Raw genomic sequence first — 20,613 nt, 5'->3', positions numbered from 1 at the left:
GCCACCAAATCGAGCTCAGCTCGAACCAGATCTGTTGCTTCTGATCGGTTCAGTTACAGCGGCACAACTTGAAGGAGTAGCCACGTAGCCGCAGCAGAAACCAACGCTGAGGCTGGAAGAGTGAACACCCATGCCGTGACGATGTTGCCTGCAATGCCCCAACGGACTGCTGACTTGCGCTTGGTAGCACCCACACCCATGATGGCGCACGTGATGGTGTGCGTGGTGGAAATGGGAGCTGCCCATAGGTATGCAGTTGAATAGAGGACAGTAGCACCTACGGCTTCGGCCACGAATCCGCGGGCCGGATCGAGGTCGATGATCTTCTGACCCAAGGTCTTCATAATGCGGCCACCACCGGAGTAGGTTCCGAGTGAGATCGCCAAGGCCGCGCCGATCTTGACCCACAGTGGGATATCGGTGACATCTTCGTGGAATCCGCCGGCCACCAACGCTAGGGTAACCACGCCCATAGTCTTTTGAGCATCCTGCAGGCCGTGACCCAATGCGAGCGCCGCAGCTGAGACGGTTTGGGCGTGCCGGAATCTGCGCATCGTCGGCTTGTACGAAGCGTTGGCAAGAAGTCGCAGGACGATCTTCATAAGAACAAACGCAGCGATGAAGCCCACGGTTGGAGAGAGGATCATCGGGACGATGACCTTCTCTAGAATGACAGTCCAATGCACGGTGATGGATGCAGCGAGGCCCGCGCCGGCCAATCCACCGATCAGAGCGTGAGAAGAAGAAGAGGGCAGGCCGAAGTACCACGTAATGAGGTTCCACGTGATGGCACCGATTAGTGCGCCCAAAACGATAACTAAGCCCTCGTGGGCTGTGCCAGCATCCCCGATGTGGATGATTCCACCGCCAATGGTGGAAGCAACTTCGGTTCCGAGCATGGCGCCGACGAAGTTCATGCATGCAGCCATCGTCAGAGCGGCCTTGGGGCTCAATGCTCGAGTTGCTACCGAAGTAGCGATTGCGTTCGCGGCGTCATGGAAGCCATTCGTGAAGTCGAATATAAACGCGACTCCGACGATGAAGATGACGAGCAGGAGCGTTTCGCTCAAGGTCAGGACTCCTTGATCGCGATCGACTCGACAGTGCCGCTGAGGCGTTCGAAGCCATCGATCGCGTTCTCAATGGCATCTAGGACGAGTTTTACTCGGAGTACTTCAAGGGCATCTGTGGCGCCATCGAAGAGTTCGGAGACCATAGCGCGGTAGACCTGATCACCTTGATTCTCCAGCTGATTGATCTCAATCCAATAGTCCCGCGTGCCCGAATCGATGACAGCGAGGCGCCCCATGATGTCGTGGGTCAACTTGGCGCAGTTGCGCAGGATCTCCACTTGGGTCAGGACGCCGTCGGGAAGCGATCCCGGCTTGTACAGAACGATGTTGTCACCAGCTTCGTCCATGAAGTCCACACAGTCATCCATAACAATTGACAGCGTGTAGAGATCCTCACGATCAAAGGGAAGCACGAATGACTGATTGATCTTGTGAAGCACAGCGTGGCACGCTTCGTCTGCCCCGTGTTCAGCCTTATGTAGCTTGTCGTTGAGCTCTATCCGGCTCTGCGGATCGGCACCGATGACTTGACCAAGGAGGTCAGCGGACTTGATGAGGAACTGTGACTGAGTGGTCAACAGTTCGAAGAGCGAGTCAGATTTTTGGAACTTCTTGCGAGCCACATGATCTCCCAGAACGAAAGGTTGCCATCAGGTTAATGACACTCCACATAGCAGAATAAGGCATGAATCAAGCCTTGGTCCGCCACATGGTGTGATCTTTCCCTTAGTGCTGAACTGAAAGGGCGGGCAAATGCCGTTTTCTGGCAACGGTCACCCGTAAATGGAACTGTTCCGGATATCCGTCACAGGTTGGATGGCGCTCCTCGTGCGCAGCGCTGCGCACTGGTATGTAGGAGCTGGAGAACCGAGAGAACAATGATCGGAGGGTCACATCCTTGGATATGACCCTCCGAATGACACCGAACCCGATAGCGCCAGTCGGCGCGTAGGCCGCTCGTAGCGGCAATAGTTGGAGCCCGGGGCTTTCGCGATCCGATGTCGTACTAACAGCATAACAGCATCATGTGTGCGTGTGACATGGGATTGCGAATTATGCATCAAATCTGTAGCCGACGTTTCGAACCGTGGAGATGACGGAGTCGAACTCAGGACTCAGCTTCGCCCGCAGCCGGCGGATATGTACGTCCACAGTGCGTGAGCCGCCGTAGTAGTTGTAGCCCCACACCTCTTGGAGGAGGGTTTCGCGGGAGATGACCTGACCGGGATGCGCTGCCAAGAATCGCAACAACTCGAACTCCTTGTATGTCAGGTCTAGGAGCCGTCCGCCAGCCTTCACTGTGAAGGCGTTGGCATCGATAGAGATCCCTGCGGCTTCGACCACGACCTCGGACGTTTGTGAGACTTGCGCGTTGGCCCTGTCACACATCATGCGAATGCGGGCCTGAATCTCAGCGGGGGGAGCCGAGTGCAGAACGGTGTCTGCGGCACCCCACGATACAGCCACCACTGCGAAGCCACCTTCTTCCAAGACAAGGAGGATTGGGGGTGCTTCCATCGCGCCAGTTGCCGCCCGGCACAATGCGCGCGCGGAGACCAGATCGCGCCGCCCATCAAGGATGATCGCCTGCATCTCCAGATTTGCTGCCAGCGCAGAGGTTGTCAGTGGTGCCGTCTCAACATCAAGTGTGAGAAGTGTGAGGCCGGGCAATACGGCAGCAGCGCCGTCGTGCTCAGAAGTCATCAACACTAAGTCGGCCACAGGTTTCTCCTTCCCCAATGAAGCGAAGATCCTGTGAGACCTTGGCGACCATTGGTAGGTGCGTTGTTGATCATCCTAAATGTGTTGAGCCATCATGTCCGGCAAGTGAGACACGGTGAGACGGCCCTGTGTGAGAAGATTCGAATGTGACCACTTCGCATCCGTCCCACCACTTCTCGTTGGATAAGCCGTTGCTCTTAGCCGCAACCCTTCTAGGGGTGGTGCTGCTGGCAACGGGAATGTTCGCCGCTAGGGGTGCTCAGAGTGGGATAGATGCTCCCATCGTTCCCGCCGGTGAACTGCAACTGCTTGGCTTTGTGGAACTGGCACCCCTTGCCATTGGGATCTTGATGATAATGGTAGTCATTTCCTTGGGGTGGCCAACCTTGGTGGAGGTACCCAATGTACTGATCTCGAGGTTGGGGGTGCTATCCGCGGGAGTGGCGTCCGTCGTCGCCGGAGCTTTTGGGCAACCAATTCACCTGGCATACATAGCGGCGCTGATGATCCCGGTAACCTTCCTCTCCGAGATGCTGCGTAGGGATGGTAGATCACAACTCCTGCTGCAGATTTCGGGTACGTATTCTGGATCAATCGTGGTCTTAGCTTCCGCGATGTGGCTATTCGTGGCCCGCGCGCATGGCGGCCCGGACATTGCGCTTGTTGGAATCGCCGTGATTCTAGGCGGAGTATGTGCCCACTACGTCACGCCAAGTCGCATGCGTGGTTTGGGGTCACTCATTGGTACTGCGGTGACTGGGATAGTGGCCACGCTGGCTCTCGGAGCAACATGGTGGGCCACGGCTGCCTTCATCGTGGCATTCGCACTCTTGGGGTGGGCTCTTGACAAGGTAGCGCGCGTGACGCCCCAAGTTGTCTATGAATGGTCCGGGGCAACGTTTGTGCTCATCAACCATTGTGCTCTTGGCGTTGTGGGGTATGTTCTGGTGCTCCTCGTGCTTTAGCCTGTTCGTATGGTCTTCCAGATTCCAGAGAACATTGCGCCCGAATGCTATCCGATGGCGTGGCTCGTTGACACGTGGCAGGGCGCTGGAGTACTTGAATACGAGAGCATTCCAGCCGCTGGCTACCTCCACGAACTCATCATTGATAACGATCTTGGTGGTCCCTATTTGAGAGTCCGATCGGACATCTGGATTGCCGAGGAACCAGCCGGTGCCGTGGATAAAGAGATTCCAGGTGGCATCATGTTCGATCAACTGACAAAAGGCCAGCTCTGGAGCTCCATGTCAGGTTACTTGCGAGCGACTCCCGGATCGGAGGCACGTGACGGTGTCACAATGATTGAAGCCACCTCAGCATCACCCGCTGGTCACGCAATGACGTGGGCTGGCCTTATTAAGGGTCCTCAGCTTCAACTCCAAGCCGATGCCATCGCTGCCACACCCACCGCCAGCGACTTTGGCGGAGCCCGCATCATGGGCGGTTTAGTCAACTCTGACCTCTTCATGGCATATGACATGGCTGCTTTTGGTTTGGAGATGGCCAGCTACATGGCGGGAAGGCTTTCACGCGCATGAGCGATTCGCAGCCAACTCGCCGAGTGAGCCCGCTGCTCCAACTGGAGGGCGCTGTGGCGAACGAGGATGAGTCCAGCCCCGATTACGGCACGGCTCTGCACTACTCCAGCCCCTCACGTGAAGAACGGGCGCTGCTGGCGGGTCAGGCATTCACGGACCTCTCTCACTGTGAAGTCCTCCAGCTCACTGGTCCGGACAGGATCTCGTGGCTCAACTCTCTGACCACGCAAAAGATCGATCAGATTCACGCGGGCGAATCAACTGAACTGCTGCTGCTCGATCCCAACGGCCATCTCCAGAATGCCGTAGGAGTATTCGAGGATGGCGTTACCACCTGGCTTATTGCAGATTCGGGTTGGGGCCAGCCGATGGCGGACTTCCTCACGTCGATGAAGTTCATGATGCGGGTTGAGGTGAGTGTGCGAGAAGACCTCGCAATCCTTGGCGCGCTTGGAACGGCGGCAGATTCCCTGCATGACGTTGCGGCAACGGCACAGAGCCTCGGATCCGAAGGTGAACTCCCAGTATTGTGGCGCGATCCGTGGCCAGGCACAGGCCCGGGGAGTGCCACCTATGGCCCATCGGATGCCGAGCATCCGGCGCGTGAGCGCGCGGTGTATCTGGCCATCGTGGAGCGAAAGGAACTGCTGGCTGCAGCTGAGCAGCTCATCACCATGGGACTCCAACCTGCAGGAACGCAGGCATGGGAGGCAGTACGCGTGACGAGCTGGCGCCCGCGCCCCGCTATGGAGATCGTTGAACGCGCACTTCCTCATGAACTCGACTGGCTCCGCACGGCCGTCCACCTTGAGAAAGGCTGCTACCGCGGCCAAGAAACGGTGGCTAAGCTCATCAACCTTGGGCGCCCACCGCGGCGCCTAGTCATGTTGTACCTCGAAGGCCCGGTTGACGAACTCCCGAATCATGGCGACGACGTCGTCGTCGACGAACGCGTGGTTGGAACCATTACGAGCGCGGTTCGCGACAGCGAGGATGGTCCGGTGGCGTTGGCCTTGGTGCGGCGCAACGTTCCAGTGGATCGCGTGCTGGAGGTAGGCAACTTCCGCGGGGGGCAACAAGTGATCGTTGATCCGGGTGGCAAGTCAAGTGTTTCGCCTTCAAGCCGCCCGGGTGCGGAGTTTCGGGGAAGGCGATGATCATGACTCAGCTTTTATTGGGCTACATCGTGCCCTTAGCACTGTTGTTATTCGTTGGGTGGGCGTTCTTCGAATGCCTACGCAGGAACTCCGAGCAGTACACGCTGGCTCGGCTCAGCAAGAACTGGTGGATCGGGATTCTCCTGTTGGCATTGCTCGTGCAAGGCAACCGATTCGTGTGGTGGGTTCCGTTGCCATCCAGTTGGTTGCTTTCACTTGCTGCGCTCTTTGCTGCGGTGTACTTCTTGGGCCCCGAATGCCAGCGAATGGGACCACGTGGGCGGCGGCAAAGCCGCGGTCAACGCGGAGGATGGTGACATGCGGGCAGTAGTCCAACGCGTCAAACGCGCGAGTGTGACTGTTGGTGACGAAGTAGTTGGGAAGATCGACGCCGGATTGTGCGTGCTTCTGGGAGTGACCCACACAGATGGGGCTAACGAAGTTGCAAAGACCGCCCGCAAAATCGCCCAGCTGTGCCTTCTTCGAGATTCCGATGGGGTCGACGACGCAAGCAAGAGGATATCCGCTCAAGAGGCGGGCGCTCCTGTTCTTCTGGTTTCTCAGTTCACCCTCTATGCCGACGTTCGGAAGGGCCGCAAGCCCTCGTGGTCGCATGCCGCGCCGGGTGCGATGGCTGAGCCCGTGGTGGAGGCCGTGGCGGCGGAGCTCCGCGATGTGTGGGGATTGCGCGTCGAGCAAGGCATTTTCGGTGAGATGATGGACGTTGAACTGACTAACGATGGGCCGTTCACCATTCTGATTGAGGTCTAGCGAACGGGTAGAGGCGTCGCCGTCTTCGGCAAAGTGCATAGGCTACCAAACGAATCCTTAAGGAAAGCCAAGGACGGGTAAAGGCCTTGTTCTTCCTACTCACGCCTGTGGCGAACAGTTGGCTGTTTCAGGCGTCATTGTCGTTATTGTTGAGTGAACTCGTCAAGGGACGAGCTGTCCAATCAAGGAGTGCCCATGTTCGAAAGGTTTACCGACCGCGCTCGCCGAGTCATCGTGCTCGCGCAGGAGGAGGCCCGCAACCTCAAGCACAACTACCTCGGCACAGAACATATTCTTCTGGGACTCATTCGTGAGGGCGAGGGAGTAGCTGCCAAGGCGCTTGAAGCGCTGGGCATCACGCTTGACGATGTGCGGGCACAGGTCATTGACATTATTGGTGAAGGTCAGGAGCCCCCTTCGGGCCATATTCCCTTCACACCCCGGGCCAAGAAGGTCATCGAATACGCAATGCGCGAAGGGCTCCAGTTGGGCCACTCCTACATTGGTACCGAACACTTGCTCCTTGGCCTGACCCGCGAACCCGACGGTGTCGCGGCGCAGGTTCTGGTGAAACTCGGGGCGGATATGCCACGAGTCCGTAACCAGGTCAACCAGCTGATTTCCGGTTTCCAGGGCAAGGAGCCTGTGGGTGTTGGCAACGGCGCTCGCGAAGGCCAAAAGGCCGGCTCTACAGTGCTCGACCAGTTCGGCCGCAACCTGACGCAGTCGGCTCGTGAACACAAGCTCGATCCAGTCATTGGCCGTCACGTTGAGACCGAACGCGTCATGCAGGTTCTTTCGCGGCGCACCAAGAATAACCCTGTCCTCATTGGAGAACCTGGCGTGGGCAAGACTGCTGTGGTTGAGGGACTCGCGCAGGCCATCGCTTCGGGCGATGTCCCCGAGACCCTTAAGGACAAGCAGTTGTACTCGCTGGACATGGGATCACTGGTGGCCGGTTCGCGCTACCGCGGTGATTTCGAAGAGCGAATGAAGAAGATCCTCAAGGAGATCAACACTCGCGGCGACATCATCCTGTTCATTGATGAGATCCACACCTTGGTGGGAGCGGGAGCTGCGGAAGGCGCGCTGGACGCGGCGTCCTTGCTCAAGCCCATGATGGCTCGTGGTGAGCTTCAGGTAATTGGTGCGACCACCCTAGATGAGTACCGCAAGCACATTGAGAAGGATGCGGCCCTCGAACGCCGGTTCCAGCCGATTCAGGTGGACCAACCCACCATTGCGCAGGCAGTTGAGATCCTCAAGGGCCTTCGTGATCGGTACGAATCATTCCACCGTGTGACTATCACGGATGAGGCGCTTGAAGCTGCAGTGACCCTCTCGGATCGCTACGTCAATGATCGATTCCTGCCTGACAAGGCGATCGATCTGATTGACGAAGCCGGTGCACGCCTTGCCATTCGCAAGATGACTGCTCCTCCCGAACTGCGTGAACTGGATGAGAACATCGCTTCAGTTCGGCGGCAGAAGGAAGCTGCTATCGACGGCCAAGACTTCGAGAAAGCTGCGTCACTTCGTGACGAAGAACAGCGCTTGACTGGTCAGCGCGAAGAGCGTGAACAGGCTTGGAAAGATGGCGATATGGATGTGGTATCCGTGGTTGATGAGGACCTCATCAACGAGGTGCTCTCCATGTCTACCGGTATCCCTGTATTCCGCCTGACGGAAGCAGAATCCGCCAAGCTGCTGCGCATGGAAGACGAACTGCACAAGCGCGTCATTGGTCAGGACGAAGCCGTAACGGCTCTGTCTCAGGCTATTCGACGTACTCGTGCAGGCCTGAAGGACCCGAACCGGCCAGGTGGCTCGTTCATCTTTGCCGGTCCTACTGGCGTTGGTAAGACGGAGCTAGCCAAGGCTCTTGCCGAGTTCCTGTTCGGTGACGAATCAGCTCTGGTCACGCTCGACATGTCTGAATACTCTGAGAAGCACACGGTTTCACGCCTATTCGGTGCACCTCCTGGGTATGTGGGATACGAAGAGGGTGGCCAGCTAACTGAGAAGGTCCGCCGTAAGCCATTCTCGGTGGTGCTGTTCGATGAAATCGAAAAGGCTCATCCGGATCTGTTCAACTCGCTTCTCCAGATTCTGGAGGAGGGACGCCTAACCGATTCGCAGGGCCGGGTTGTTGACTTCAAGAACACGATCATCATCATGACCACCAACCTTGGAACAAAGGACATCGCCAAGGGTGTGAGCACTGGTTTCCAGTTCGATCAGGACACAACCACCTCATACGAGCGCATGAAGCGCCGCGTGACCGAGGAGCTGAAGGATCACTTCCGCCCCGAGTTCCTCAACCGTGTGGATGACACGATCGTGTTCCCGCAGCTCAAGCAGTCCGAGATCCTTGAGATCGTCGATCTGATGGTTGGCAAGCTGGACAAGCGCTTGGCGCAGCAGGAACTCCGCATCGTCGTTACCAGCGAGGCGAAGAACCTGCTGGCCGAACGCGGCTACGATCCGGTGTTGGGCGCACGCCCACTCCGCCGCGCGATTCAGCGCGACATCGAGGATGTGCTCTCCGAGAAGCTCCTGTTTGGCGAGTTCACTCGCGGGCAAGTGATTGTGGTGGACGTCGATAAGGACAACATCCCGATGAGCTTCACATTCAAGGGGCAGGACGCAGATGCGCCACTTCCTGATGATGTGGAGCAGATCCCGGCTCCTGCCGAGATCAACGGTTTGACTGCAGGTGTGGACTCGACCCGTGTTGGGGAAGGCGCTCAGCCAAGCGGACTTTCTGCAGCTAACTGACAAGTTGCTAAGGGTGTGCGGGGCGAGCCAAGATTTTGGCTCGCCCCGCACACCCTTGTTTACGCTGAGATTGGTGCATAGTCCGGGTGGGGACTTGGGCCGGTCACTTGGGTCAGGAGACTTGGGTCAGGGGCCGGGCTGGAGTCTGGTCCTAGAGTCTGGTTTGGTTACGGCCATGGGGATAGGTCAAGCTAGGGCACCGACCTTGCGATGTTCAGAGAAGCTGGTTCACAATGCGCGTGGCAACAGCGGACACGTGGTCAGCAGTGAAACCTGCATCGGCGAGTTGAACGGCGCCGTCGCCGGATTGCCCGAACTGCTCGACGCTAACACACGCGCCGTCGAGTCCCACGTATGCGCCCCACGGTGCACCAATTCCTGCTTCCACGCTGACTCGGGCGCGCAACAACGGAGGCAACACGGAATCCCGATACTTCTGATTCTGCGCCTCGAACCACTCCACGCAGGGCATGGAGACTACCCGGGCGCTGATACCACTGTGTGCGAGTCGCTCCCGAGCTTTCAGAGCAACGTGAACCTCTGAGCCCGTGGCTATGAGTATCACCTGTGGTTGTGAATCACTGGGGAAGTCCGCGAGCACGTAGCCTCCCCGCTGAGCTCCTTGGGCTACGATGTCCCGATACTCGTGGAGTACAGGAAGATTCTGACGTGAGAGAACTAGGCCAACGGGACCGTCCCTCCGAGAAACAATCCGCGTCCACACTGCTCGAGTTTCCCACGCGTCTCCCGGTCGTATGACACTGAATCCGGGAACGGCACGAAGAGTCGCAATCTGTTCCACAGGCTGATGAGTGGGGCCGTCTTCACCAACTGCAAGGGAGTCATGCGTCCAGATGAAGATCGATGGCAGCTTCATGATGCTGGCAAGCCGAATGGCTGGTTTCTGATAATCCGAGAAGGCGAGGTAAGTGGAACCGAACGGCCGGGTCAGTCCTGAGAGGCACATTCCAGAAAGCGTTGCGGCCTGAGCGTGCTCGCGAATCCCAAAGTAAACCGAACGCCCAGCGTGTACGCGTGTGAATGGTTCAAGTACGCCGCCACAATCGGTCGAAGTTGAGCCGCTGAGATCACATGAGCCTCCCCAGATCTCCGGAATTGCAGTGACAAGCGAGGTGAGCACCTGCCCGCTGGCGACCCGCGTGGCAAGGGTCTGCTCAGTGAAGTCAGGGAGTTCGGCATCCCACTCCTTAGGGAGCGCCTGAGATGCGAGGCGATCGAACAACTTGGCGCCAGCGGCGTTGTTCGATCGCCATGTGGCATACCCCTGCTCCCACTTCTTCTCTAACTCAGCCCCTCGGCGCCGCGCCCATTCGCGCGATGCCTCAAGAAGCGGTTGCGGCATAGAACACGACTCATGTGGATCAAGACCAAGGATCTGCTTAGTGGCTGCGATCTCATCGGCCCCTACTGCTCCTGCGTGTGCTTTGGACGTTCCGCCGACCGTGGGCATAGGGTTTCCGATTCGAGTGCGCACCCGAATGAAGGTCGGACGAGCCTGCGAGTCCGGCTCACAGGCGGCATCAAGCGCTTGGGAGATAGCCGCAGTGTTTTCGGCGTCGCCAATCTCCAACACGCGCCATCCGGCGCTCGCGAAGCGCCCTGCTACATCTTCTTGCGTTGAAATTGATGTTGGCCCGTCAATACTGATTCCGTTGTCGTCCCACAACACGATCAGCCCGGGTAGTCCCACGGTTCCCGCTAGTGCCGCGGCTTCAGAAGAAATGCCTTCGAACATGTCACCATCGGAGGCCAAACACCACGTCCGATATCCGAATGGGCTTTCGTCCAGCGACTGACCGGGGGTAAGCATCTCACGGACACGGCGCTCGGCCATGGCTACTCCAACGGCCGCGCAGAGTCCTTGCCCGAGCGGACCAGTGGACATCTCGACGCCTGCCGTGACTCCACGTTCAGGGTGGCCGGGCGTGATGGAGCCGAGTTTGCGGGCAGCTTGGAGATCACTCATCTCCAGTCCGTAGCCGGATAGGAAGAGTTGAAGGTAGAGCGAGAGCGATGTGTGGCCACACGAAAGGATGAACCGATCTCGCGCCACCCAGTCAGGATGGGCTGGGTTGTGCCGAAGGTGATGGTTGTACAGCGTGGTTGAGAGCGGAGTCAATCCAACTGCCGTTCCGGCATGTCCGTTTCCTTTTGCTTGCACCACGTCAAGAGGGATAACCCTAGCGTGGCGAATAATGTCTGATTCGACGCTCGCAGGCAGAGAGAATTGAACGGCTGTCATGGTCATGCTCCTTTGCACGAGGTGGAGGACACTGACTGTTCCCTTTTGTATAAGACTATGCGAAAGCCGCGAGTGATGTAACCACTCAGCGCACAGTGGCGTCGTTCTCCAGTGAAGCAGCGTCAGAATCTTCGGCATCGTCATCGGAACTGTCATCGCGCGTAGAACGGGAGCCGCGGGCGCCGTCGTCGGAACCACCATTGCCTGCGATAGCGGTTGCGAGACTATCGGAGGAAAGAACCGAATCCAGCGCAACAAGTGAGGCGCCAATCAAGCCGCCCTGCGTGCCCAGCTTGGCGGGGACTATCTGGACGGCATCGCGCACCACCTGCGCCGTGCCAAGCAGCGCGGACTCACGGAACCCTTGCGAGACCAGATCGGAGTAGGCAGTAAGGTTTCCTCCCACCACGATTACGCCAGGGTTAAGCATGTTGATCAGTGGAGCTGCCGCTTCGCCAACTTTTCTTCCGGTGGCATACAGTTCATCGCGCACAAGCGTGTTTCCGGCCACCGCCAGATTCATGATTTCGGTTGAGGAGGTAGCTGAAATACCTTCCCACATCAGCGATGATGCGATAGCACGCCCGCCGGCAACTGACTCGAGGCAATCGTCGTGACCGCGGGGGCATCTCACGCGCCCAGCACCGCGCGAGTGCACGTGCGTGCCTTGCATGTGGCCGATCTCGAAAGCTCCACCGGTTTCGCCGACTATCGGTTCACCTCGGTAGATCACCGAACACCCGATGCCCATGCCCACCTTAATCAGCATGAGCACTGAGGTATCAGGCCGAACAGTTCGCTGCTCCGCGAGTGCCATAAGGTCAACATCGTGGGCCACGAGAAACGGCCCGTCACAGAAGCCCGCCAGCTTCTCGGGGAGCTCTTGTGAACGCCATTGCGAGTGGCGCGCCGATACCTGTGGCCGGCCCGTATGCGGGTTCACGGGCACGGGAATCCCCACTGATATGGCACGAATCGGGATTGAGTCCATGGCGCGCATTCTGGCGAACGCGTCAAACAACTCGCGGAGAGCTTCGTCCGGATTCTCGAATGCGGGTATTTGTGCCGACGACGACGCCAGCAAACTCCCGTCTATGGAGGCCACGCCCGTGCGCACCACTGAGGTTCCAATGTCCGCTACCAACACGCGGCCGTATGAAGGATCCAGTTTGTACCTGCGAGCTGGACGCCCGCCGGTCTCGACAGTTCGCGGTCCTTGGCACACCACGCCGGCCTCTTCGAGGGCCCCTAGCTGTCCATGTATCGTCACGCGCGAGAGCCCCGTGGCTTCCATGATTTCGGCCTGCGTGGATTGTCTGCGCCTGAGCACTTCGACGATTGCCGAGGCCGGTGAGGCTGATTCAGTCATAACCACAGGGATTCAATCCTTCGAATGCGGGTGTCTTGCCCCCACGGTGTGGGGTGGAAATGGTGTATCCGGGCTCATCTTCCCGTCTGGAAGAGCTGCACTTTCTATTGTGCCGCGAAATAACCTTTAGCGAAACTCATCAATTTTGGAAATTGATATACAAAAGTAGTCTCAAGTGAGGCAAGATAGGAACTGCTCAAGCAGTGCGGCCCAAGTGACGTTGCGTCTTCCGAGTAATCGTTCTGGGGAATCACGCGAGAGATCTGCACATACACACGAGAAGAGAGGCAAAGATGCCTAGTTCGAGTTCGCTGTTGGAACTCCTGCCATCCGAGTCCACCGTGACGTTGGTTGACGCCTCAAGTTGGGAGGGTGCTATCCGCGCCGCAGGCGAGGCGTTGGTAGCAGGGGGGATTACAGAGCCTCCTTACACCGAGGAGATGATTGAGACGGTGAAGAATCTGGGGCCATACATCGTGATCGCCCCAGGACTTGCGCTGGCACACTCACGTCCGTCACCATCCGTTCTTCGCACGGGTCTTTCATGGGTCGGTTTACTCCATCCAGTTGAATTCGGTTCCTCTCGCAACGATCCCGTGCGGCTGGTCATTGGACTTGCTGCACGCGACCACAATGAGCACCTGACGGCCATGGCACAGCTTGCCGCTTTGGTTTCGGACAAGGATCGCTTGGAGCAACTCGCTTCCCTGGATTCGCCAGAAGCGGTACGGCAAGCAATTTCAGATTTTGAAAGGACCACACGATGAAGATTCTCGTGGTGTGTGGGATGGGGATTGGCACATCAATCATCCTGAAGATGAACACAGACAACGCGCTGCAGCAGCTCGGAGTCTACGCAGAAACTGAGGCCTCCGATATTTCGGCGGCCCGCGGAGCTGCGTCCATGGCTGACCTCGTTTTGACCTCAGAAGAACTGGTGGAGCAGCTCTCTTCGGTCGATACGCCGGTGGAAGTGATTCACAACTTCACCGACGTCGACGAGATCAAGACCGTCCTCGAACGATATGTATAAGGAGTCATAGTGAATGTCGTAGTTGATATCGCGAACTTCCTTGTCAACCAGATTCTTGCAGTCCCTGCATTCCTTGTTGGCATCATTGTGGCCGTGGGCTTGGCGGCACTCAAGCGTCCTGTTGGTCAGGTTGTTGGTGGCGCACTCAAAGCCATTATGGGCTTCTTCATTCTCTCTGCAGGTGCTGCGGTCGTGACAACCTCGCTCGATCCGCTGGGAACAATGATTCTCGGCGCAACGGGCGCGCAGGGTGTGGTTCCCACGAACGAAGCGATCGTTTCAATCGCGCAGGAACAGTTTGGTGGCACCACTGCTTACGTCATGATTCTGGGCTTCGTGGTTGCGCTGCTCTTGGCACGCTTCACCCCGCTTAAGTACGTGTTCCTTACTGGGCATCACATCTTCTTCATGGCAACAATGCTCACGGTTGTGCTTGCGACTGCTTCCGTGGATGAGGCGCTGATTGTGATCGTGGGCGCCATTCTGCTTGGCGTCATCATGGTAATCATGCCTGCGTTCGCTCATCCATTCACCAAGAAGATCACCGGTAACAACTCCGTGGCCATCGGTCACTTCGGAACTCTGGGTTACATAACCTCTGGTGCTGTTGGTGCAGCTGTAGGCAAGAGGTCGAAGTCCACTGAGGATCTCAAGCTTCCTCAAGGATTGAACTTCTTGCGCGATTCGATGGTGGCAACGGCACTCTCTATGGTGCTCTTCTATGCCGTCTTCTCAGTGTGGTACCTGATTGCAGTGGGATCAGATGAGGCATTTGCGCTGTTCGGCTCCTCGGATACTGGCGCGTACATCATGTCATCCTTGACTAGTGGACTGACGTTTGGCGTGGGCGTGGCCATCATCCTCTACGGTGTCCGAATCATCCTTGGTGAGATCGTCCCCGCTTTCCAAGGTATTGCTGCGAAGGTTGTTCCGGGTGCAGTGCCCGCTCTTGATTGCCCGATTGTTTTCCCGTACGCACCCAATGCAGTGTTGGTGGGCTTTGTGTTCTCCTTCACCGGCGGAGTTGTTTCGCTCGCGCTGCTTGCCACCGTGTTTGGTCCGGCATTTGGCCTAGCACTCATCTTGCCTGGCATGGTTCCTCACTTCTTCACGGGTGGTGCAGCTGGCGTGTTTGGAAACGCGACGGGCGGCCGCCGTGGTGCGATGCTTGGCGCATTCGCTAACGGCGTGCTCATTACGTTCCTTCCCGCGATGCTTCTGAAGGTGCTCGGTTCGCTCGGATTTGCTAATACAACATTTGGCGACGCCGACTTCGGTTGGTACGGCTTCCTCATTGGAAACGGCATCAAGCCCGGAGGCGTTCTGGGTATCGGCATCGTGCTGGTCATTGGCATTGTTCTGGTGCTGCTTGCCTCGGTGTGGCAGCGCCGTGTGGTGGACAAGGGCTGGGAGCCCGCTCTGGGCCATTCGGAGTTCATTGCCGAAGTTAAGGCGGAGGAGAAGGCTGCCGCGGAAGCTGCCAAGGAGGCACGCCGAAAGTAACGTTACTCTGCGCAACGGAGTGTCCCCCGAGGGTGTGCCTTCGGGGGACACTCCGTTGATAAGGGGTTTCCTATGAAAGTGCCGGGTACGAGCGCCTGCAGTCTCGCGTACCACCTAGCCGGTAGCTGGAGGGCAGTTACTTGACTCGGAGATGCCAGGTTCCCAGCTCATACATGTGAGTGAGTCACATGTGAACTGACCACAACGCCGCGTGGCCTTGACGCATACTTGAGCGGCCTGCCGCTGACGGGCGAAACACGGTGGTTCCGAGTGGACCATTCGTCAATGGCAATTGGACGAGGTTGGATTCACCTCGACCTGACCGCTCGGCTACAAGAAGACGGGATCTCACACACCGGGACGAGAAGTGCGACGTTAACTTGAGATATCGATGCGGTGCGTTTGGTGGCGTGCGACTGATGAGCTCTCCAAGGCAAGAGTCTATGGGAACTCCCAATACAGATCTTTATAAGACCGACCCAGCGTGATGCGTGTCACATTCGACCAAATTTGATTTAGAAGATCCTATAGGATCTATGATTAAGGTACGCAATGGAGCGAACAAGGAGGACTCATGTATACAGCCGAGGGATGGCCTATCGCTGCGAAGATGAGCTGGGGGCCAGTCACAGACGATGGTGCCCCAATTGCCGATGCGCCAGCCGAGGTGTGGCGGGAACAGTTGATTCAGGTGGCAGAGTTGGGATTCACCTGCTTTGACCCGATGGATGACTGGGTGCCGGTCGCAGACTTGAGTGCCAGCCGGTATGGGGAATTCAAGGGTTTGCTCAAGGAGACTGGCCTCTCAGTAACTGCAATATCTATCGGCCGTAACTCTGTGGTTGATGCGCAGAACGGCGACGAGAACCTAGCGCGTATCCACAGAACTATTGAGAGGGCGTCTGACCTAGGGGCCGGGTTTGTGAACATCGGTTTTCTAGAGGACTTGGTGCCGGCCCAGAAGAAGGCACTGTGGTTTTGGCTCGAAGATGGATTCAAGTCGAATCCCGATGACAAGATGAGAGCGGCCGAACGCACTCGGGAACTCGCGGACCATGCTCAGTCATTGGGGTTGCAGATCAGCCTTGAGATGTACGAGGACACATTCTGTGGAACTGCGGATGATGCCATTGACTTCTACAAGACTGTGGATCATCCGGCTGTCGGCATCAACCCTGATATTGGCAACTTGATTCGGCTACATCGCCCGATGCCTCCTTACCAGGAGATGTTTGAGAAGGTGCTTCCTTACGCGAATTATTGGCACATCAAGAACTATATCCGCGACGAGGATCCCGCTACGGGCTCGTTTATGTCGGCTCCAGTTCCTTTGAAGTATGGCACGATCAATTACCGTGCCATCATTCGTCGCGCTCTGCAGCTTGGCTATGAGGGACCTTTCATGGTCGAACATTATGGATCGGATTGGCTCGGTGTCGGAGCCGAAAACGCTGAGTACATTCGCCAAATCCTCAAGTCAGCGCTTCGCTGATCGTTAGATCCTTGGAGGCTCGCCCTCTGTATCAGGTCTACCAGTGGTCTATTTGCCGCTGGTCAACACGTTCAATTCGTACAAACGCGTGATCTCAACGAAGAGAAAGCGTTCGTGCTGAACACTCGTTTCCGCATATGGCAGGGTTGTCATGTGCCAAGTGACAAGGAGGTCACTAGTGAAGACTCGTGAAGAAACACTGCAGACCGTCACATCTCCCGATAGAGAGATCGTAGCGGCTGCTTTGAAGAAGGTGACGAAGCACCTCATCCCATTCCTGCTCCTCATGTACGTGATTGCGTTCATTGATCGTACGAACTTGGGATGGGCACAGCAGGAGTGGGAAGCCGATTATGGTATCTCAACGATGGCATATACGTTCGGTGCCACCCTCTTCTTCATTGGCTATGCGATCTTTGAGGTGCCGTCAAACCTCATCATGCACAAGGTGGGCGCCCGCTGGTGGATGACTCGCATCATGATTACATGGGGCATCGTTGCTGCTTGCTTCATGTTTGTCCAAGGGCCAACGAGCTTCTATGCACTACGGTTCCTTCTCGGTGTTGCAGAGGCAGGATTCTTCCCGGGCGTCATGCTATATCTGACTTACTGGTATCCAGCCGCCCGACGAGCATGGGCAACGGGCCTCTTCTACATGGGCCTGCCAATCGCGAACATAATTGGTAATCCCCTCTCCGGTGGTCTTCTCGAGTTGCATGGCGTGTTGGGTATGGATGGCATCCATTGGATGTTCATGGTTGAGGGCGGTCTCGCAATCATAGTTGGAATCATCTGTCCGTTCGTCCTAGTAGATCGCCCGGTGCACGCCAAGTGGCTGACGTCTGAAGAACGGTCCCACTTGAGTGCCCAGATTGAGATCGAGGAAGCTGCCAAAGAGAAGGCAAGGCCAATCACTTGGGTTCAAGCGCTCGTCAATCCGAGAATCTTGTACTTCTGCCTCATCTATTTGTGCATTCAAGCATCCGTGTATGGTCTGACGTTCTTCCTGCCAAAGCAGGTGACCACCATGACCGGCCAGTCGGCTGGCTTCCAAGCAGCGTTGATCACCGCAATTCCTTGGACGGTCGCGCTTGTTGGTGTGTTGATCATCCCCAAGATAGCGGACCGAAAGCAGAATCATGGATTCCTTGCTGGAGTCATGTTGGCGTTCTCTGGTGTGGGTATCGCAGGCTCGGCCTTCTTCCTCCATGCACCGGTACCAGCTTTGAGCCTGCTTTCGATTGCTGCTGTCGGATTCGTGTGTGCCCAGCCAATCTTTTGGCAATTGCCGACGCGATACTTGTCGGGAGCGGCTTTGGCCGGCGCCACGGGGCTCATCAATGCAGTCGGTAACTTGGGTGGCTGGCTGGCACCACTCATGCGCACGTGGGCTTCCCAATCAGTATGGGGAACGCCTGACGCTCCAAACGAGTCGGCGGGCCTAATCGTGTTGGGCATGATGGGATGCATTGGTGTCGTTCTCGTGGCAGCCATGAAGCTCTTCAAGCAGTCAGATGAGGAACGCGCAGCACTGGAGATCCAGAGTCAGCGAATCGAAGGCTAATCAACAGGATTCGGTTTCGGGACAAAGTAGACCCGACGCCAAGTGATGAAAAGGATTGAGAAATGATTGATTTCAAGACACCAGAGTTCCCGGAACGTTACACCGCAGTGGTCACGGGGTGCGGCGCACCGCGCGGCATCGGCCGGGTCTGTGCAAAGAAGCTCGCTTCTGAAGGGTTCAATATTGTCGCAGTGGATATCGCCGATTCCGTCGTGGAGTTCGGTACGGAACTTCGATCAGATTTTCCGAATCTAGAGATCCTCCCGATCGTTCTCGACATCTCGGACGAAGAGAATGTGGCGGCTGCCTTTGCCCAGATCGCTGAGAAGATGCCGCCGGTCGTTGCGTTGGCAAATGTCGCAGGTATCGCTTGCCCTGTTCCATTGGAAGAGATGGAAGCGGCTCTTTTCGACAAGGTCATGGCGGTGAACTGTAGAGGCACGATGTTGATGATGAAGCATGCTTCGGTTGAGATGAAGAAGGTCGGGATCGGACGTATTGTCAACTTCTCCTCAATTACGGCGCTCGATGGCGGCGGTACATTCTCCAAGTTTGCCTATGCCGCAGCAAAGGCAGGAGTCCTCGGCATCACCAAGGGTGGGGCACGTGAGTTGGGAATTCATGGGATTACAACCAACGCAATTCTTCCGGGTCCGATAGATACAGACATCATGGGAGGAAAGCTCACTGATGAGCGCAAGGCACAGATGTCATCAAACATCCCCGTCGGGCGAGTTGGTCAACCTTCGGAGATCGCTGAAGCGGTGGCATTCTTGCTCTCCCCAGGAGCGTCATTTGTGAACGGCGTTTCACTCAACGTTGATGGTGGAAAGCACATGCACTGATATTGGAAATCCACATGGTAATGCCTGCCAGACGATCGCTTTCACGCACGTGTGGCAGGCATTGCCATGTCAAGACCAACTGACAGGGGAGCTTGAGTCTCTAGGCTCCTGTGGATCGCATACGGACCTGATCTAGGTGCGCCCGCATCTCTGAGACCGCCCGCGAAACCTCACCAGAACGGACTGCATCGAGGATCGCTTGGTGTTCAGCAAGTGCAAATGGCGCATCGGTAATGCCTTGTTGATTCGTCTGGCGCATTCGATGATTTGAAAAGGAAAGTGAGTTCACGCAGCGGCTGATGTAACGATTGCCGCAGTGATCGAGTATGACCTGGTGGAAAAGCCAATCTGCATCGAAGTACTCGTGGACCTTCTTAGGATCTTGGACAGCGCGAGGAGAAGTCAGCTTTTCGGCGGCACGTTCGTGTTCATGAAACGCCGACTCAAGCCCCCGTAGGAGCGCAACAGGGTTCTGCATGGCACGCTCCATCGCAGCCACTTCAAGAATCTCACGCGCATCGACCAGTTCGAGCAGTTCCTCGCGAGGCATCGGCGGTGCGACACGATACCCGCGATGTGCCGCACGCATCACAAGTCCCGTATGCTCGAGCCTCGCAAGCGCTTCCCGTACCGGCGTAGGCGACACGGAAAGAGACTTCGCCAGCCGGTCGATTGCAAGTGGGGTATCAGGCTCAAGATCTCCGGATGTCAACATTTCAAGCAGTACATCATAGACATCGTCGCCCAATCCCCTCGAAGGAATTGGGTCGAGTCTCGAGGTGGCGAAGTAAGCGGAAGTCATATCATAGATTCTAACGGTGAGTTGTCTGAGTCAGGAGAGTGATGGGTTCGGCTTGGGTCACCAGATGAATACTTCGTGGTTGGGTTTTGTCTCGATGACCGATGTGGAACTAAGGCATGTGGGCTCCGCGAATGAGGATACTCTTCCTCATGTGGTCGACATCATATGGGATGTGGCAGCTAAGAGCATATTTGTCTCATGTTGAAGACTCAGTTGGGAGATTCTGAGGTGAGTGTTTCATATGAGAAACACAAGAGAATCAGTGGAGTGCGTAGCGGCTTGCAGTCAGAGAGCCGATGGGCGGGGCGATTGTTGGATGAGACTCGGTTTCAGACGAGGTATCTGAGGTTAAATCGAGATGACAGTCGCACTTCTTTTCAAACTTGGTCAACCGGTTGATCAATGCCAAGGGAACTGGCCGACCCTCTCAATGAAGACATCAGAAGGTCCTTTCGCTGATACATCGCTCGGAGACCTACGCGCTCTTCGTTTTCGACGATCGCCCAACGGATGCCTCTGGCTCAACTCTGAAGAGAAGGATTGGCCAACTTCGACTCCGAAGTTCGAAGTAGCGGCAACTGAGAATGTAAATAGAGTTGGGTCGCGTCAGACTCTTATGAATGGTCAAGTTTGGGCACTCTCCTTGGTTCACTTCGGCTTCATCTAGGGCTCGTTACAGGCTCCTCTGAATTTGTGTTGC

18 protein-coding genes are annotated in these 20,613 nt (G+C 56.7%); 12 read left to right on the top strand and 6 right to left on the bottom strand.

Annotated elements, in window-relative coordinates:
• Positions 1-53: 53 nt before the first annotated feature.
• From H2O17_RS10345 to H2O17_RS10335, 3 genes are all read right to left on the bottom strand, one after another.
• Entirely contained in the window at positions 54-1,070 is a 1,017-nt protein-coding gene (locus H2O17_RS10345; protein WP_182049597.1) for an inorganic phosphate transporter, read from the bottom strand.
• A gap of 2 nt (positions 1,071-1,072) precedes the next feature.
• Positions 1,073-1,696 carry a DUF47 domain-containing protein gene (locus H2O17_RS10340; protein ID WP_246311239.1) on the bottom strand — a complete coding sequence of 208 codons (624 nt, stop codon included), beginning with the start codon at positions 1,694-1,696 and terminating at the stop codon, positions 1,073-1,075.
• A gap of 430 nt (positions 1,697-2,126) precedes the next feature.
• The gene (locus tag H2O17_RS10335) at positions 2,127-2,795 is read right to left on the bottom strand and encodes a winged helix-turn-helix transcriptional regulator (RefSeq protein ID WP_182049596.1); all 669 of its coding nucleotides are present in this window, start codon (positions 2,793-2,795) and stop codon (positions 2,127-2,129) included.
• Positions 2,796-2,941: 146 nt separating this feature from the next.
• Between H2O17_RS10335 and H2O17_RS10330 the strand changes: the two genes are divergently transcribed.
• The 6 genes from H2O17_RS10330 (at position 2,942) to H2O17_RS10305 (ending at position 9,042) form a co-directional block, all read left to right on the top strand.
• A complete protein-coding gene (locus tag H2O17_RS10330; RefSeq protein WP_182049595.1) occupies positions 2,942-3,760 on the top strand; it encodes a hypothetical protein in 819 nt (272 codons plus the stop codon).
• 9 nt (positions 3,761-3,769) lie between these two features.
• Positions 3,770-4,336, top strand: a complete 567-nt coding sequence (locus tag H2O17_RS10325; protein ID WP_182049594.1) for a heme-binding beta-barrel domain-containing protein — start codon at positions 3,770-3,772, stop codon at positions 4,334-4,336.
• Positions 4,333-5,493: a CAF17-like 4Fe-4S cluster assembly/insertion protein YgfZ gene (gene ygfZ, locus H2O17_RS10320; RefSeq protein ID WP_182049593.1), complete on the top strand. Its 1,161-nt coding sequence runs from the start codon at positions 4,333-4,335 to the stop codon at positions 5,491-5,493. The genes H2O17_RS10325 and ygfZ overlap by 4 nt, the downstream gene beginning before the upstream one ends.
• 2 nt (positions 5,494-5,495) lie before the next feature.
• Positions 5,496-5,810 (top strand): DUF2516 family protein, encoded by a 315-nt coding sequence (locus H2O17_RS10315; RefSeq protein ID WP_182049592.1) that lies wholly within the window; start codon positions 5,496-5,498, stop codon positions 5,808-5,810.
• Position 5,811: 1 nt separating this feature from the next.
• On the top strand, positions 5,812-6,264 hold the full coding sequence (gene dtd, locus H2O17_RS10310) for a D-aminoacyl-tRNA deacylase (RefSeq protein ID WP_182049591.1): 453 nt from the start codon (positions 5,812-5,814) through the stop codon (positions 6,262-6,264).
• 195 nt (positions 6,265-6,459) lie between these two features.
• Positions 6,460-9,042: an ATP-dependent Clp protease ATP-binding subunit gene (locus tag H2O17_RS10305; RefSeq protein ID WP_182049590.1), complete on the top strand. Its 2,583-nt coding sequence runs from the start codon at positions 6,460-6,462 to the stop codon at positions 9,040-9,042.
• 214 nt (positions 9,043-9,256) lie between these two features.
• On the opposite strand, the gene H2O17_RS10300 is transcribed toward H2O17_RS10305, so the two are convergent.
• Both H2O17_RS10300 and H2O17_RS10295 read right to left on the bottom strand, forming a co-directional pair.
• Entirely contained in the window at positions 9,257-11,305 is a 2,049-nt protein-coding gene (locus H2O17_RS10300) for a transketolase family protein (protein ID WP_182049589.1), read from the bottom strand.
• An 85-nt stretch (positions 11,306-11,390) separates the two neighbouring features.
• Positions 11,391-12,674 (bottom strand): ROK family transcriptional regulator, encoded by a 1,284-nt coding sequence (locus H2O17_RS10295; protein WP_182049588.1) that lies wholly within the window; start codon positions 12,672-12,674, stop codon positions 11,391-11,393.
• 293 nt (positions 12,675-12,967) lie between these two features.
• On the opposite strand from H2O17_RS10295, the gene H2O17_RS10290 reads away from it, so the two are divergent.
• From H2O17_RS10290 to H2O17_RS10265, 6 genes are all read left to right on the top strand, one after another.
• On the top strand, positions 12,968-13,441 hold the full coding sequence (locus H2O17_RS10290) for a PTS sugar transporter subunit IIA (protein WP_182049587.1): 474 nt from the start codon (positions 12,968-12,970) through the stop codon (positions 13,439-13,441).
• The gene (locus H2O17_RS10285; protein ID WP_182049586.1) at positions 13,438-13,707 is read left to right on the top strand and encodes a PTS sugar transporter subunit IIB; all 270 of its coding nucleotides are present in this window, start codon (positions 13,438-13,440) and stop codon (positions 13,705-13,707) included. The genes H2O17_RS10290 and H2O17_RS10285 overlap by 4 nt, the downstream gene beginning before the upstream one ends.
• Before the next feature lie 9 nt (positions 13,708-13,716).
• Entirely contained in the window at positions 13,717-15,210 is a 1,494-nt protein-coding gene (gene ulaA, locus H2O17_RS10280; protein WP_182049585.1) for a PTS ascorbate transporter subunit IIC, read from the top strand.
• 574 nt (positions 15,211-15,784) lie between these two features.
• Positions 15,785-16,702 (top strand): sugar phosphate isomerase/epimerase family protein, encoded by a 918-nt coding sequence (locus tag H2O17_RS10275; RefSeq protein WP_182049584.1) that lies wholly within the window; start codon positions 15,785-15,787, stop codon positions 16,700-16,702.
• 178 nt (positions 16,703-16,880) lie between these two features.
• Positions 16,881-18,266 (top strand): MFS transporter, encoded by a 1,386-nt coding sequence (locus H2O17_RS10270; protein WP_220456766.1) that lies wholly within the window; start codon positions 16,881-16,883, stop codon positions 18,264-18,266.
• 62 nt (positions 18,267-18,328) lie between these two features.
• The gene (locus tag H2O17_RS10265) at positions 18,329-19,111 is read left to right on the top strand and encodes an SDR family NAD(P)-dependent oxidoreductase (protein WP_182049582.1); all 783 of its coding nucleotides are present in this window, start codon (positions 18,329-18,331) and stop codon (positions 19,109-19,111) included.
• A gap of 100 nt (positions 19,112-19,211) precedes the next feature.
• Here H2O17_RS10265 and H2O17_RS10260 read toward each other — a convergent pair whose 3' ends face one another.
• The gene (locus H2O17_RS10260) at positions 19,212-19,913 is read right to left on the bottom strand and encodes a GntR family transcriptional regulator (RefSeq protein WP_182049581.1); all 702 of its coding nucleotides are present in this window, start codon (positions 19,911-19,913) and stop codon (positions 19,212-19,214) included.
• Between the last annotated feature and the right edge of the window lie 700 nt (positions 19,914-20,613).

This window comes from Changpingibacter yushuensis (assembly GCF_014041995.1).
In the GTDB taxonomy this organism is placed as follows: Bacteria; Actinomycetota; Actinomycetes; order Actinomycetales; family Actinomycetaceae; genus Changpingibacter; species Changpingibacter yushuensis.
The sequence above is the reverse complement of the archived record's forward strand: the minus strand, read 5'-3'. Positions and strand labels throughout refer to the sequence as shown.